The following is a 13,135-nucleotide window of genomic DNA, read 5'->3' on the forward strand; positions in this document are numbered from 1 at the left end:
ATGCAGAAGTTATTGATTCCAACGCTGCTGGGCCTGGCGATGTTCGCCGGCTCAGTCAACGCCGCCGCGCCCCTGCGTCCACCCCAGGGGTATTTCGCCCCGGTGGAAGCGTTCAAGACCGGCGACTTCAAGAATGACTGCGACGCCATGCCGCCGCCGTACACCGGCTCGCTGCAATTTCGCAGCAAGTACGAAGGCTCGGACAAGGCCCGTTCCACGCTGAACGTGCAATCCGAAAAAGCCTTTCGTGACAGCACCGCCGACATCACCAAGCTGGAAAAAGACACCAGCAAGCGCGTGATGCAGTTCATGCGCGACGGTCGTCCGGAGCAGCTGGAGTGCACCTTGAACTGGCTTACGAGCTGGGCCAAGGCCGACGCGTTGATGTCCAAGGACTTCAACCACACCGGCAAATCCATGCGCAAATGGGCATTGGGCAGCATGGCTTCGGCCTATGTGCGCCTGAAGTTCTCCGACTCGCACCCGCTGGCCAACCACCAGCAGGAATCGCAGCTGATCGAAGCCTGGTTCAACAAACTGGCCGATCAGGTGGTGAGCGATTGGGACAACCTGCCGCTGGAAAAAACCAACAACCACTCCTACTGGGCCGCCTGGTCGGTGATGGCAACGTCCGTCGCCACCAACCGCCGCGACCTGTTTGATTGGGCCGTCAAGGAATACAAGGTCGGCGTGAACCAGGTCGATGACCAGGGCTTCTTGCCGAACGAGCTGAAGCGTCAGCAACGGGCGCTGTCGTACCACAACTACGCCCTGCCGCCGCTGTCGATGATCGCCAGTTTTGCCCTGGTCAACGGTGTGGACCTGCGCCAGGAAAACAACAGCGCGCTCAAACGCCTGGGCGACAAAGTGCTGGCCGGGGTGAAAGACCCGGAGATCTTCGAGAAGAAGAACGGCAAAGAGCAGGACATGAAAGACCTCAAGGAAGACATGAAATACGCCTGGCTTGAGCCCTTCTGCACCCTCTACACCTGCGCCCCGGATGTGATCGAGCGCAAGCACGGGATGCAGCCGTTCAAGACCTTCCGCCTCGGGGGTGACCTGACCAAGGTCTACGACCCGACGCATGAGAAAGGCAACAAAGGTTCCTGACGAAACACGGTAAAAAATGTGGGAGGGGGCTTGCCCCCTCCCACAGTTTGAGTCGGTTTCGTCAGTAGGAATGTAGTACCGCCCTCCCCGTCTTTTCGTGGGGGGTTTGGGGGGGCTCTGGCCCTTGACTGTTGGTTAAACATGGAGAGATCGGGATGGTTTTCTCGTCCAATGTGTTCCTGTTTCTGTTCTTGCCGATCTTTCTCGGCTTGTACTATTTGAGCGGGCAACGCTATCGCAACCTGCTGCTGCTGTTGGCCAGCTACGTGTTCTACGCCTGGTGGCGAGTGGACTTCCTGGCGCTGTTCGCCGCTGTGACGCTGTGGAACTACTGGATCGGCCTTAAAGTCGGTGCAGCCGGCGTGCGCACCAAGCCGGCTCAACGCTGGCTGCTGTTGGGCGTGGTGGTCGACCTGTGCATCCTCGGCTACTTCAAGTACGCCAACTTCGGCGTCGACAGCATCAACGTGATGATGAAGTCGGCGGGCCTTGAGCCGTTCATACTGACCCACGTGCTGTTGCCGATCGGCATCTCGTTCTACATCTTCGAGTCCATCAGCTACATCATCGACGTGTACCGTGGCGATACCCCGGCGACCCGCAACCTGATCGACTTTGCGGCGTTCGTGGCGATTTTCCCGCACCTGATTGCCGGCCCGGTGTTGCGTTTCCGCGACCTGGCCGACCAGTTCAACAACCGTACCCACACCCTCGACAAGTTCTCCGAGGGCTGCACGCGGTTCATGCAGGGTTTCATCAAGAAGGTCTTCATCGCCGACACCCTGGCGGTGGTGGCCGACCATTGCTTCGCCCTGCAAAACCCGACGACCGGCGATGCCTGGTTGGGCGCGCTGGCCTATACCGCGCAGTTGTACTTCGACTTCTCCGGCTACAGCGACATGGCCATCGGCCTGGGCTTGATGATGGGTTTCCGCTTCATGGAAAACTTCAAGCAGCCGTACATCAGCCAGTCGATCACCGAGTTCTGGCGTCGCTGGCACATCAGCCTTTCCACCTGGCTGCGTGACTACCTGTACATCACCCTGGGCGGCAACCGTAAAGGCACGCTGACCACTTACCGCAACCTGTTCCTGACCATGCTGCTCGGTGGCCTGTGGCACGGTGCGAACATCACTTACATCGTGTGGGGCGCCTGGCATGGCATGTGGCTGGCGATTGAAAAAGCCATCGGCCTCAACACCTCGCCGCGCAGCTTCAACCCCGTGCGTTGGGCCTTTACCTTCCTGCTGGTGGTGATGGGCTGGGTGATCTTCCGCGCCGAAAACCTGCACGTCGCCGGCCGTATGTACGGTGCAATGTTCAGCTTTGGCGAGTGGTCGCTCTCGGAACTCAACCGCGCCAACCTCACCGGCCTGCAAGTGGCAACCCTGGTGGTGGCGTACGCAACATTGGCGTTCTTTGGCCTGCGCGACTTCTACACCAACCGCCCTGCCGAGAAAACCAAACCAGCCGATCCGAGCCTGATCAAGGCCGTACCGGGCGACAACCCCGGCAGCATCCACGAGCCAGGCTTCACCGTTGGCCAGGATGCCGCCGTGCAACCGGCCTACTGGACCGCTGACTGGCCACGCTACGCCATGCGCGCTGCAGTGCTGCTGCTGTTCGTGGCGTCGATTCTCAAACTGTCGGCGCAGAGTTTCTCGCCGTTCCTTTACTTCCAATTTTGAGGGAGCCGACCATGACCCGATCATTGCGCGTCCTCTATATCGGCCTGTTCCTGGTGCTGCTGCTAGCCCTGGGCGCCTGGTCGCTGCGCAGTTTCTTCGGCTTCAGCACCAATGCCGACGCGACCGTGCTCAACGGTCGCTGGACCAAGGCCGTCGAAACCCACTACGACGAGGAGTTCCCGATCAAGCGATTGGGCACCAACCTCTGGGCGGCACTGGACTACAAGCTGTTCAACGAAGGCCGCCCTGGCGTGGTGCTGGGCCGCGATCACTGGCTCTACAGCGACGAGGAGTTCAACCCTGCCGTCAACGAAGACCAGAACCTTGAAGGCAACTACGCGCTGGTCGAAGGCGTACGCCAGAAGCTCAAGGCCCAAGGCATTCAGCTGGTGATGGCAATCGTGCCGGCCAAGGTGCGCCTGTACCCGGAACACTTGGGTGAGGTCAAACCGGCCAGCATCCACGCCAACCTGTACCAGGACTTCCATGCCCGTGTCGCTGCCGACAAGATCATCGCCCCGGACCTGCTCGGCCCGCTGCAACAGGCCAAGCTCGGCGGCAAGCAAGTGTTCCTGCGTACCGACACTCACTGGACCCCGGACGGTGCTGAAATCGCCGCCAAGCAGTTGGCCAAGACCATCGCCGACAAGACGCCGCTCAACGGTGAGCCACAGCGCTTTGTCACCGAAGCGGAGAAGACCGAACCGCACAAAGGCGACCTGCGTCTATTCCTGCCGCTGGACCCGCTGTTCGAAAACCTGATGCCGCCTAAAGAGCCGCTGGAAAAACGCGTGACGCACCTGGCCGAAACCAAAGGCGACGACGCGCTGTTCAGCGACAGCGAAACCCCAGTGGCACTGGTGGGCACCAGCTACAGCGCCAACCCTAACTGGAACTTCGTCGGCGCCCTCAAGCAAGCCCTGGGCAGCGACGTGATCAGCTACGCCGAAGACGGCCATGGCCCGATCCTGCCGATGCTCAGCTACCTCAAAAGCGATGACTTCAAGAACAACCCGCCTCAGGTGCTGATCTGGGAGTTTCCTGAACGTTATCTGCCCGTGAACAACGAAATCGGTGATGCCGACCCCTCGTGGGTTGCGCAGCTTAAACAAGCCGGTTCGCGCCAACAGAACATGGCACTGAATACACCCGTTAACCATCAAAAATCCGAGACGCCCGACCGGGCGCAAAACTGAAAGAGAGGTAACTCACATGACTTTCACTACTACTCCGCGTCGTCTCGCTAAGACTCTGGCCCTGGCTGCCGGTATGAGCGTGGTATCCCTGTCCGCCTTCGCCGGTGACGCTGCCTTGTACGGCCCTGTCGCACCGAAAGGCTCAAGCTTCGTGCGCGTCTACAACGCCTCCAACCAGGAAGTCAGCGCGACGGTTGGCAGCACCAACCTCAGTGAAGTGGCCCCGCTGGCCAGCAGCGACTTCAGCTTCATGCCGGGTGGTGACTACAGCGCCAAGATCGGCAGCCAGACCGTGCCGGTCAAACTCGCCGCCGATCACTACTACACCTTGGTCAACAACAGCAGCGGCCAGCCTCAGCTGATCGAAGAACCACCGTTCAAGAACAAGCAGAAATCCCTGGTGCGCGTGCAGAACCTCAGCGACAAGGCCCTGACCCTGAAAACCGCTGACGGCAAGACCGACGTGGTCAAGTCGGTGGCTGCCAAAGGCCGTGGCGAGCGCGAGATCAACCCGGTGAAGGTGAGCCTGGCGCTGTATGACGGCGACAAAAAAGTCGGCGACGTGAAGCCGGTGGCCCTGGAACGCGGTGAGGCCGCGGTGCTGTACGTGACCGGTTCGGGTTCGAGCATTTCGCCAGTCTGGGTAAAACGCCCGGTATCGACCCGCTAACTATTTTCCTGTGGGAGCCGGGCTTGCCCGCGATGGCATCACCTCGGTGTCACTGACAGACCGAGTCGCCTGCATCGCAGGCAAGCCGGCTCCCACAAGGACCGAGACAAAAACAAGAGTGAAACGACAAACCTTCGTAGCTCTGACCCAAATTGATTCAAGGAGAAACACATGATCCCAGTAATCCTCTCCGGTGGTAGCGGCTCACGTCTTTGGCCGCTTTCGCGTAAACAGTTCCCGAAACAATTCCTGGCCCTGACCGGCGAGCACACGCTGTTCCAGCAAACCCTGGAACGTCTGGTGTTCGAAGGCATGGACACCCCGATCGTGGTCTGCAACAAGGACCACCGTTTTATCGTCAACGAGCAATTGGCCAACCGTAAACTGGAATGCCAACGCATCCTCATGGAACCTTTCGGGCGCAACACCGCGCCGGCCGTGGCCCTGACGGCAATGATGCTGGTCAATGAAGGCCGCGACGAGCTGATGCTGGTGCTGCCGGCCGACCACGTGATCGACGACCAGAAAGCCCTGCAACGCGCCCTGGCCCTGGCCACCGTGGCCGCTGAACGCGGCGAGATGGTGTTGTTCGGCGTGCCGGCGACTCGTCCGGAAACCGGTTATGGCTACATCAAGTCCACCAACGATTCGCTGCTGCCGGAAGGCGTGAGCCGCGTGCAGCAGTTCGTGGAAAAGCCGGATGAAAAACGCGCCGTCGAGTTCGTCAAAAGCGGCGGTTATTTCTGGAACAGCGGCATGTTCCTGTTCCGCGCCAGCCGCTTCCTTGAAGAGCTGAAAAAGCACGATCCGGACATCTACGACACCTGCGTGCTGACCCTGGAGCGCAGTGAACAGACCGCCGACACCGTGACGTTGGACGATGCCACCTTCGCTTGCTGCCCGGACAACTCCATCGACTACGCCGTGATGGAAAAAACCCAGCGTGCCTGCGTGGTGCCGCTGAGTGCCGGTTGGAGCGACGTGGGTTGCTGGGCCTCGCTGTGGGCCGTCAACGACAAGGACATCCACGGTAACGTCAGCAAAGGGGACGTGGTCATCCAGGACAGCCGCAACTGCATGATCCACGGCAACGGCAAACTGGTGTCGGTGATCGGCCTGGACAACATCGTGGTGGTGGAAACCAAAGACGCGATGATGATTGCCCACAAGGACAAGGTCCAGGGCGTCAAGCAGATGGTCTCGACCCTCAACGACCAGGGCCGCAGCGAAACCCAGAACCACTGTGAAGTCTATCGTCCGTGGGGCTCCTACGACTCGGTGGACATGGGCGGGCGTTTCCAGGTCAAGCACATCTCGGTCAAGCCGGGCGCCTGCTTGTCTCTGCAGATGCACCACCACCGCGCCGAACACTGGATCGTGGTCAGCGGCACGGCCGAAGTCACCTGTGACGAGAACGTGTTCCTGCTCACGGAGAACCAGTCCACCTACATCCCGATCGCCTCGGTGCATCGCTTGCGCAACCCGGGCAAGATCCCGTTGGAGATCATCGAAGTGCAATCGGGTAGTTATTTGGGCGAAGACGATATCGAACGCTTTGAAGATATCTACGGTCGCTCGACACCGGTTGAACGTGGCGTTTCGGTGAAAACTATCGCGCAGTAAAACAGTCGTACAAGAAGCCCTCACCCAGCCCATTGCGTCCCCTATCCGCAGTGGGTTGGGTGGGGGCTTTTTTAGTTCAACGCCCGCTTACTTTGACGTCGACGGGGCCCCCCAGGCCGACGGGGAGTAGGCGTTATAAGTACCGCTACTGTTGCTGCTTGAGCCCGCGCTACTGTATCTGTCCTTGCCAATCTCCTCAGCCGCCCTGCCTCCCCAGACCAAGGCCCCGCCCAATAGCTTCCCGGTAACGCCACCGCTGTTGACCAGCCTCTTTCCGATGCCCTGCGCCATTGAACCGCCCAGGGTGATAACAGCCCCTTTCGTCTTTTCCTTGTCCTCAGGTTTGATATTAAGCGCGGTAGGCATGCGCGCACTGACGTGGTTGCTGACACCCTGCATCAGCGTTTGCCGCAAGTTCGTGAGCCCCATACCTTGCATGCGGGGCAAAGACGACGCGGCGCCTCCTTCGTATTGCGCTGGGTTGATGGATACTTGCGCGGTAGGCGCAGGTGCGGAGGCGGGTGCTACGAAAGCAGTCTGCGTAGGGGCAAGGGTATTTGAAACCGTCATAGGGCATCTCACTTCATAAGAATACGGTCGGATTCCTTCATAGTTCAGCGTGCGTTTCCATGCTCAAACTCTGTGGGAAAATATTCCAAACCGGTTCCTGTATGAAGGAAATAAACACCTGCCCTGCAGGATCAGGTTCGGCGGCATTCTCTGCGCAATTCAGGCAACATCCCGTTGGAGAACATTGCACAGCAACACCGCAGACCTGTCCTTTTCACGGGATGACCTTGCAGGCTTTATGAAGCACCGTTAATGAGCTCCGGCTTTATCAAATTTATCCGCACCGTACGACTGGGCAACTTTACCCCCCACCACCATGGCTATGCCCAAGGCTTTAGAAAGAGAGCCACCACCGGAAGCCATTTTTTGCCCAGCCTCCTGGGCTGCCATGCCGCCCATGGCAATACCAAACCCCTTGGCATGCTTGGCAGTCATACCGCTATCGCGTAGTTCCGTTGAAGGCGCTTGCAACAGGGTCTGCCCCAGGTTTGTAAGCTTGTGATTCTGCATCCGGCCAGGCGGACGTGAACTCGGTTCTACGTTCTTGTGTGTGGACGCGCCAGCATCGTTCGGCGTTGGTGCTCGCTGAGCAGTGATGAGAGAGGTCACCACCGAGGCGAGGGCTGAGGTGACCGCGGGCGCAAGAAGGGCTGCGATAGTCATTATTCATCTCACTTGATCAGACTGCGTTGATATCGTCCTGGATAAACCGTATTTCCCTATGTTGGCTCTGTGGAAAAAACGCGTTGTTAGGTTCCTCGTAAAGGAAAACCGATCCTGCGATAGGCATCCAGGCCATCGCGCGAGTAGGATGTTTTATCCGCATATGAGACTGTCACCATGTTCTTTGGCGTTCTACTGATCATCACTTGGCTGATCCTGCTACTGCGCTACCCGGCCAGAGCCTTACCCGTGTCGCTGGCCGCCGCTGTCGGCCTCGGGCTCATAGCGATCTGGGTGGTGTGGCTGGATAACCGCGAAGCCTCACAACTGGCCCGCCTGGAACTGCGCATCACCTACGCCCCAGAAGAATGCCCGGCCGACCGCCCACTCAAACTGACCCTGAACAACGGCAACGACGTGCCCCTCACCGAGCTGCGTTGGCGCGTCGCCGCCTATGCGCCGGGCGACACAGTCAACCTCGCCGACAACGTCTACGCTGCCCCACGCTACCGCGGCCCAGGTGAGTTGCAGGCCGGCGCCACCTGGGACGATTGCCTGCCCACACCGCCTTTACGCCCCGGCTACCGCCCGCAAACCCTGGAATTTCGTGCCGAGCACCTGCAAGGCAGTTTCTCGGACTGACAAAGGACTGACCCATGCCCAACGTACTCATCACCGGTTGCTCCAGCGGTATCGGCCGCGCCCTCGCCGATGCCTTCAAGACCGCCGGCTACGACGTGTGGGCCAGCGCTCGCCGCGCGGAAGATGTCGCCGGTTTGTCCGCCGCAGGCTTTAACGCCGTGCAATTGGACGTCAACGACAGCGCCGCCCTGCAACGGCTCGCCGAACAACTGGGCGAACTGGATGTGCTGGTCAACAACGCCGGCTATGGCGCCATGGGGCCGTTGCTGGACGGCGGCACCGAGGCGATGCAGCGCCAATTCGAGACCAATGTGTTTTCCATCGTCGGCGTGACCCAGGCGCTGTTCCCTGCCCTGCGTCGCAACAAAGGGTTGGTGGTCAACATCGGCAGCGTTTCCGGCGTGCTGGTTACGCCATTTGCTGGCGCGTACTGCGCCTCCAAAGCCGCTGTGCATGCGTTGAGCGATGCATTGCGCATGGAACTGGCGCCCTTTGGCGTGAGCGTCATGGAAGTGCAACCCGGCGCCATCAACACCCACTTCGCCAAAAACGCCGGCGCCCAGGCCGAACTGTTGATCAATGAACAATCGCCGTGGTGGCCGTTGCGCGACGGCATTCGTGCGCGCAGCCAGGCCTCTCAAGACAAGCCGACCCCGGCCAGCGTGTTTGCAGCGGATGTGCTCAAGGCCGTCCAGCAACCTCAGGCGCCGCGCCTGCTACGTTCGGGCAATGGCAGTCGGGCGTTGCCATTGATGGCGGCATTGTTGCCCAAGGGGTTGTTGGAGAAGGTGTTGAAGAAACGCTTTGGGCTGACCGGTTCGCTCTAACCCTTCATTCCAGTCAATAACCCCCCTGCACTTTCAGCGGCAAATACCAAGCCTCTGCCATACCCCTGCCAGCGAGCCTCACTGATGATTGACTACAGCGATTTTTTTGAAGAAGTGATCCAGACCCACGTCGAGATCGAGCAATGGTTTGCCGGCGTTGCACCCGAAGGCACCTTGCAAAACCTGCTTGCGCGTTTCTCGCCGGCGTTCAGCATGATCGCTCCCGCTACCGGCACACGGGTCAATGCGGCCTGGGTGAATGCGCTGTTCACGCGTTTGGGTGGCATGCGCCCGGGGTTGAAAATCACCTTGAGCGAAATGACGGGAATTGACCGACATGCGCGTGGCGCCACGGTGACTTACCGCGAGCATCAGATCGACGACAGCGGCACCCGGACGGACCGCCGCGCCACGGTGATCTTTGAGAAGCAGGCCAGCGGCGCACTGCTGTGGCGCCACCTGCATGAGACGTTTATCGCGCCATGAAATAACCATCAGGCCGGTTCCTACCTAAAACAGCGAACAGCCTGACATCACGCCAAGGAAACTATCCGCAGGCTCTTTCACCTCTGTCTACTCACAGGTGAAAGGATGCCAAGCGATTTCCTGCGAAGCGGTGTGCCAGATGCGCACACCACGACTCGCCAGCGACTGACCCGTCTGCTGGACCTGCCCAAGCTCTATCGAACCATTGACGCCGACCCGGCCATCGTCGGGGCCGGTGTGGTGCACATCGGCAGTGATTATCAGGTGACGGTGCTACGCGAGTTCGTGCCGCTGTGCAGCATCAAGCCCAAGCGGGTGATTCTGCGGGAGATGGCGGGGCCGATACGTCAGTATCTTGCAGGTCAAACGCCGTCGCAAAGCCAGAGCCAAAACGCTATTCCAGTAACCGACCTCAATCTTCCGACAACTCCCGCACAATGACGGTGCAGGTAATGCCCGCCGCCAACAACACACCCTCCGGCACCGCATCAATGTGAATCCGCACCGGCACCCGCTGGGCCAGGCGCACCCAGTTGAAGGTCGGGTTCACATCGGCGATCAGCTCGCGGCTCTCGGGGTTGTCGCGGTCGTAGATACCGCGCGCGATGCTTTCTACGTGGCCCTTCAGCGTCTCGCCGCTCATCAACTGCATATCGGCTGGGTCACCGACTTTCACATGGGGCAATTTGGTTTCTTCGAAAAAGCCGTAAACCCAGAATGAGTTCATGTCCACCACCGCCATCTTGGCTTCGCCGATACGTGCGTAGTCGCCTCGATGCACGTTGAGGTTGGTGACATAACCATCCACCGCTGCCACCACCTGCGTGCGTTTCAAGTTGAGTTCGGCCGCCTCCAATTGCGCCAGCGCGTGCTGATAATCCGCCAGCGCCGAGTCGGCGATATTGCTGGCGTCGTCGCGGTTTTCCTTGGAGATCACCAGCGCATCGAGGTCAGCACGTCGATGGGCGTTGACCTTGCGCATTTCCCAGGTGGCTTTGCGGGAGGCCACGAGGGATTGCGCCTGCTTGACGGCAATGCGGTAGTGCTCAGGGTCGATCTGCATCAGCAGGTCGCCCTTTTTCACCCGTTGGTTGTCGCGTACCGGCACGTCGACCACTTCGCCGGTGACGTCGGCGGCTACGTTGATGATGTCGGCGCGTACGCGGCCGTCGCGGGTCCAGGGCGTTTCCATGTAGTGCACCCACAACGTCCGGCCAATCCAGATCGCCAAGGCCAGTACCAGTAAGGTCGCGAGCAGGCTGAAAAACTTTTTCATCGGGGCATTCTCAACGGTAAACGGTCAGCGCCAGGGCGCCGAACAGGCAAACGAACAGGCTCAGGCGCAGCAACGCCGGGTGCCAGAAAAAACGGTACAGGTCGAACCCGGCCAGGAAGCGGTCCAGGGCCCAGGCCAACACTGCGGCGATCAAAAACATCAGCGTCATGGTCGGCATGTAGACGCCGTGGAAGGCGATTTCACGAGGCATGCGTGGCTCCTTTGAGGGCCGCCAGGGGTGATTGCGGGTCGAGCAACGAGGTGCGGATAAAGTGCAGGTAACTCTTCACCCGGCGCAGCGCCGAGGTGTCGAAGTGCGGGGCGAAAGGTTCGTCGGTGGCCTGCACACGGCTGATCGCATGGTCGACGGCAATCAAGCCACGCTCCAGGTTGCTGGCGTTGGGTTGCAGGAATAGCCGCACCAGCGAACGGCCCATCACCCGGATCGCCTGGCGCCAGGGCTGGGATTCGGCGTACGCCGGGTGCACCGGCAAAATCGCCTGCTCCTTGCGCAGCTCGATGATCGCGTGGCCGACTTCCAGCACCACAAACATCCAGCGCAGCAAGTCGCGCTGTACCTGCGGCTGGCCGACCGCGAGGCCGTAGGCCTGGTGCAGCAGGTCGCGGGTGCGGCTTTCAAAACTTGAAGCCAGGCCCTTGAGCTTGCCGCTGATCGCATACACCACCTGCTCACGCAGGTCCTGCTCCAACCGGCGCCACAGCCAACGGCTGTTGGGCGGCAGGATGATCGCACCCGCCGCCGCGCACACCAGCATGCCGATGACCATGGCGATGTAGTCGTTGATAAAGGTGTAGGGGTTGTAGACCGTGAGGTTGTCCGGCACCGAACCGGTGCTGAAAAAGATCAGCAGGCCGACGCCGACACCCGCGTATTGCGGCCGCGAGGCGAGGAACGCGCCACAGATGATCACCGGGGCGAGCATCACGCACAGCAGCGGGAAGCCGTCGATCCAGGGGAACACGAAGAACATTTCGATAAAGCCCACCAGCGCGCCGATCAAGGTGCCACAGGCCATCTGGAAGGCCATGCGCTTGGGGTTGGGCGTCGCAGCGGACAGGCCGACAGTCGCGGCGGCGATCAAGGTCATGGTCGCGCCGCTGGGCCAGGCGGTGGCCACCCAATAACTGCCGAGCACGATCAGGATGAAAGACGCGCGAATCCCCGAGGCGGCGCAGGCCAGCCAGTTGGTTTTGGGGATAAAGGTTTCGTCCCACTGCTCGCGCGCATGGCTGTGGTCGGCCAGGGAAGCGTGGGTTTGCGCGTAGTTGTGCAGGTCATCGACGAAGCGATACAGCAGTTCGTAGGCCGTGTGGAAATCCAGTTGCTCGGCTTCGGTGGGATCTGCTTCCTGGAAGGCCGCACGCAGGCTGCGGACCTTGGCCGGCAGACCATCCTTGTAGGCGCTCAGCGCGTTGACCAGGCGCGCCGCGTCGGGGCTGGTGAGCGCGCGACCGGAAAAGCCGTCGAGCACTTCGGCAAGGTCTTGCAGGCCGGGTTTGATCGCCGCCACCACATGGTCCGCCTCGTCCGTGCGCAGCCGTTCAAGCAACTGGTGCAAGGCATTGAAGCGCGTGGTGATGCTCATGAATTCGCTGTTGAGGCGACTGAGCCGACCATTGCGCCGACGCATATGCGGGTCTTCAAACACCGTGACACTGCGCAGCCCTTCCAGTCCCACGGCTTCGGCGATAAAGCGCACGTTGCTCGCCTCGAACCCTTCACGCTGGCTGCGCCCGCGCAGGCCATCGGTGACGAACAGCGCGAACACGCCAAAGCGTTGGTACAAGGCGTTGCGCATCGCAGCGCTGCTGGTTTGCGGCAGGATCGCGGCGCTGACCAGGGTGGCGCACAGAATCCCCAAGGAGATTTCCAGCACCCGCCACACCGCCGCCATAAAGGCGCCATCCGGATGCGCCAGGGCCGGCAGGCCGACCATCGCCGCGGTATAGCCGGCCAGCACGAAGCCATAGGCGCGGAAGTTGCGGTTGCGCGTCGCGCCGGCGGTGCAGATGCCGACCCAGATCGCCAGCGCGCCAAGGAACAACTCGGTGTTCTGCGCAAACAAGGCAATCAACAGCACCATCACCGCCGACCCCGCCAGGGTGCCGAGGAAACGATAGAAGCTCTTGGCAAACACCTGGCCACTCTGCGGTTGCATCACGATAAACACCGTGATCATCGCCGTGCGCGGCTGCGGCAGTTCCAGGCGCATGGCCAACCACAGCGTGAGGAAGGCAGCGACCAGCACCTTGAAGATATACACCCAGGTCACGCCGTCGCTGCGTGCCCAGTCGAAAAAACCACGGCGCCACTCAAGGGAATGCAGCCAGCGCAGCGGTGCAGGCAAGGAAGTCATCAAATC

General features: G+C 60.6%; 13 protein-coding genes. 9 read left to right on the forward strand and 4 right to left on the reverse strand.

The window, feature by feature from the left end; translation table 11 throughout:
* The 5 genes from BM403_RS06410 (at position 1) to BM403_RS06430 (ending at position 6,287) form a co-directional block, all read left to right on the forward strand.
* Complete coding sequence (locus BM403_RS06410; protein WP_085983627.1) at positions 1-1,110, forward strand: mannuronate-specific alginate lyase; 1,110 nt, start codon at positions 1-3, stop codon at positions 1,108-1,110.
* 155 nt (positions 1,111-1,265) lie between these two features.
* The gene (locus BM403_RS06415; protein ID WP_012722328.1) at positions 1,266-2,798 is read left to right on the forward strand and encodes an MBOAT family O-acyltransferase; all 1,533 of its coding nucleotides are present in this window, start codon (positions 1,266-1,268) and stop codon (positions 2,796-2,798) included.
* Between the two features lie 11 nt (positions 2,799-2,809).
* On the forward strand, positions 2,810-3,994 hold the full coding sequence (locus tag BM403_RS06420; RefSeq protein ID WP_012722327.1) for an alginate O-acetyltransferase: 1,185 nt from the start codon (positions 2,810-2,812) through the stop codon (positions 3,992-3,994).
* A 16-nt stretch (positions 3,995-4,010) separates the two neighbouring features.
* Complete coding sequence (locus BM403_RS06425) at positions 4,011-4,664, forward strand: alginate O-acetyltransferase AlgF (protein WP_012722326.1); 654 nt, start codon at positions 4,011-4,013, stop codon at positions 4,662-4,664.
* 171 nt (positions 4,665-4,835) lie between these two features.
* The gene (locus BM403_RS06430; protein ID WP_012722325.1) at positions 4,836-6,287 is read left to right on the forward strand and encodes a mannose-1-phosphate guanylyltransferase/mannose-6-phosphate isomerase; all 1,452 of its coding nucleotides are present in this window, start codon (positions 4,836-4,838) and stop codon (positions 6,285-6,287) included.
* Between the two features lie 819 nt (positions 6,288-7,106).
* Here BM403_RS06430 and BM403_RS31360 read toward each other — a convergent pair.
* Positions 7,107-7,520, reverse strand: a complete 414-nt coding sequence (locus BM403_RS31360; RefSeq protein ID WP_012722323.1) for a hypothetical protein — start codon at positions 7,518-7,520, stop codon at positions 7,107-7,109.
* A 177-nt stretch (positions 7,521-7,697) separates the two neighbouring features.
* Between BM403_RS31360 and BM403_RS06445 the strand changes: the two genes are divergently transcribed.
* The 4 genes from BM403_RS06445 to BM403_RS06460 all read left to right on the forward strand — a co-directional run bounded on the left by BM403_RS06445 (position 7,698) and on the right by BM403_RS06460 (position 9,916).
* Positions 7,698-8,162: a hypothetical protein gene (locus BM403_RS06445; protein WP_012722322.1), complete on the forward strand. Its 465-nt coding sequence runs from the start codon at positions 7,698-7,700 to the stop codon at positions 8,160-8,162.
* A 14-nt stretch (positions 8,163-8,176) separates the two neighbouring features.
* Positions 8,177-8,989, forward strand: coding sequence for an SDR family oxidoreductase (locus BM403_RS06450; protein WP_012722321.1), 813 nt, complete (start codon positions 8,177-8,179; stop codon positions 8,987-8,989).
* An 84-nt stretch (positions 8,990-9,073) separates the two neighbouring features.
* A complete protein-coding gene (locus BM403_RS06455; RefSeq protein WP_093542133.1) occupies positions 9,074-9,475 on the forward strand; it encodes a DUF4440 domain-containing protein in 402 nt (133 codons plus the stop codon).
* Between the two features lie 105 nt (positions 9,476-9,580).
* Positions 9,581-9,916 (forward strand): hypothetical protein, encoded by a 336-nt coding sequence (locus BM403_RS06460; RefSeq protein WP_371914003.1) that lies wholly within the window; start codon positions 9,581-9,583, stop codon positions 9,914-9,916.
* Here the strand turns inward: BM403_RS06460 and BM403_RS06465 are convergent.
* The 3 genes from BM403_RS06465 to BM403_RS06475 are packed head-to-tail and all read right to left on the reverse strand — an operon-like array spanning position 9,888 to position 13,129.
* Positions 9,888-10,751 (reverse strand): efflux RND transporter periplasmic adaptor subunit, encoded by an 864-nt coding sequence (locus BM403_RS06465; protein ID WP_012722319.1) that lies wholly within the window; start codon positions 10,749-10,751, stop codon positions 9,888-9,890. The two genes, BM403_RS06460 and BM403_RS06465, sit on opposite strands and share 29 nt — an antisense overlap.
* Positions 10,752-10,761: 10 nt before the next feature.
* Positions 10,762-10,962, reverse strand: a complete 201-nt coding sequence (locus BM403_RS06470) for a DUF1656 domain-containing protein (protein ID WP_012722318.1) — start codon at positions 10,960-10,962, stop codon at positions 10,762-10,764.
* Entirely contained in the window at positions 10,952-13,129 is a 2,178-nt protein-coding gene (locus BM403_RS06475) for an FUSC family protein (RefSeq protein ID WP_093542135.1), read from the reverse strand. The genes BM403_RS06470 and BM403_RS06475 overlap by 11 nt, the downstream gene beginning before the upstream one ends.
* Between the last annotated feature and the right edge of the window lie 6 nt (positions 13,130-13,135).

Origin of the sequence: Pseudomonas sp. OV546, from assembly GCF_900116845.1 — a bacterium.
GTDB classification, from domain to species: Bacteria; Pseudomonadota; Gammaproteobacteria; order Pseudomonadales; family Pseudomonadaceae; genus Aquipseudomonas; species Aquipseudomonas petroselini.

What these genes read in the sequence shown, in the direction of transcription:
- BM403_RS06470 (WP_012722318.1), bottom strand. Translation starts at nt 10,962, where the DNA reads ATGCCTCGTGAAATCGCCTTCCACGGCGTCTACATGCCGACCATGACG.
- BM403_RS06445 (WP_012722322.1), top strand. Translation starts at nt 7,698, where the DNA reads ATGTTCTTTGGCGTTCTACTGATCATCACTTGGCTGATCCTGCTACTG.
- BM403_RS06415 (WP_012722328.1), top strand. Translation starts at nt 1,266, where the DNA reads ATGGTTTTCTCGTCCAATGTGTTCCTGTTTCTGTTCTTGCCGATCTTT.
- BM403_RS06420 (WP_012722327.1), top strand. Translation starts at nt 2,810, where the DNA reads ATGACCCGATCATTGCGCGTCCTCTATATCGGCCTGTTCCTGGTGCTG.
- BM403_RS31360 (WP_012722323.1), bottom strand. Translation starts at nt 7,520, where the DNA reads ATGACTATCGCAGCCCTTCTTGCGCCCGCGGTCACCTCAGCCCTCGCC.
- BM403_RS06430 (WP_012722325.1), top strand. Translation starts at nt 4,836, where the DNA reads ATGATCCCAGTAATCCTCTCCGGTGGTAGCGGCTCACGTCTTTGGCCG.
- BM403_RS06455 (WP_093542133.1), top strand. Translation starts at nt 9,074, where the DNA reads ATGATTGACTACAGCGATTTTTTTGAAGAAGTGATCCAGACCCACGTC.
- BM403_RS06425 (WP_012722326.1), top strand. Translation starts at nt 4,011, where the DNA reads ATGACTTTCACTACTACTCCGCGTCGTCTCGCTAAGACTCTGGCCCTG.
- BM403_RS06465 (WP_012722319.1), bottom strand. Translation starts at nt 10,751, where the DNA reads ATGAAAAAGTTTTTCAGCCTGCTCGCGACCTTACTGGTACTGGCCTTG.
- BM403_RS06460 (WP_371914003.1), top strand. Translation starts at nt 9,581, where the DNA reads ATGCCAAGCGATTTCCTGCGAAGCGGTGTGCCAGATGCGCACACCACG.
- BM403_RS06410 (WP_085983627.1), top strand. Translation starts at nt 1, where the DNA reads ATGCAGAAGTTATTGATTCCAACGCTGCTGGGCCTGGCGATGTTCGCC.
- BM403_RS06475 (WP_093542135.1), bottom strand. Translation starts at nt 13,129, where the DNA reads ATGACTTCCTTGCCTGCACCGCTGCGCTGGCTGCATTCCCTTGAGTGG.
- BM403_RS06450 (WP_012722321.1), top strand. Translation starts at nt 8,177, where the DNA reads ATGCCCAACGTACTCATCACCGGTTGCTCCAGCGGTATCGGCCGCGCC.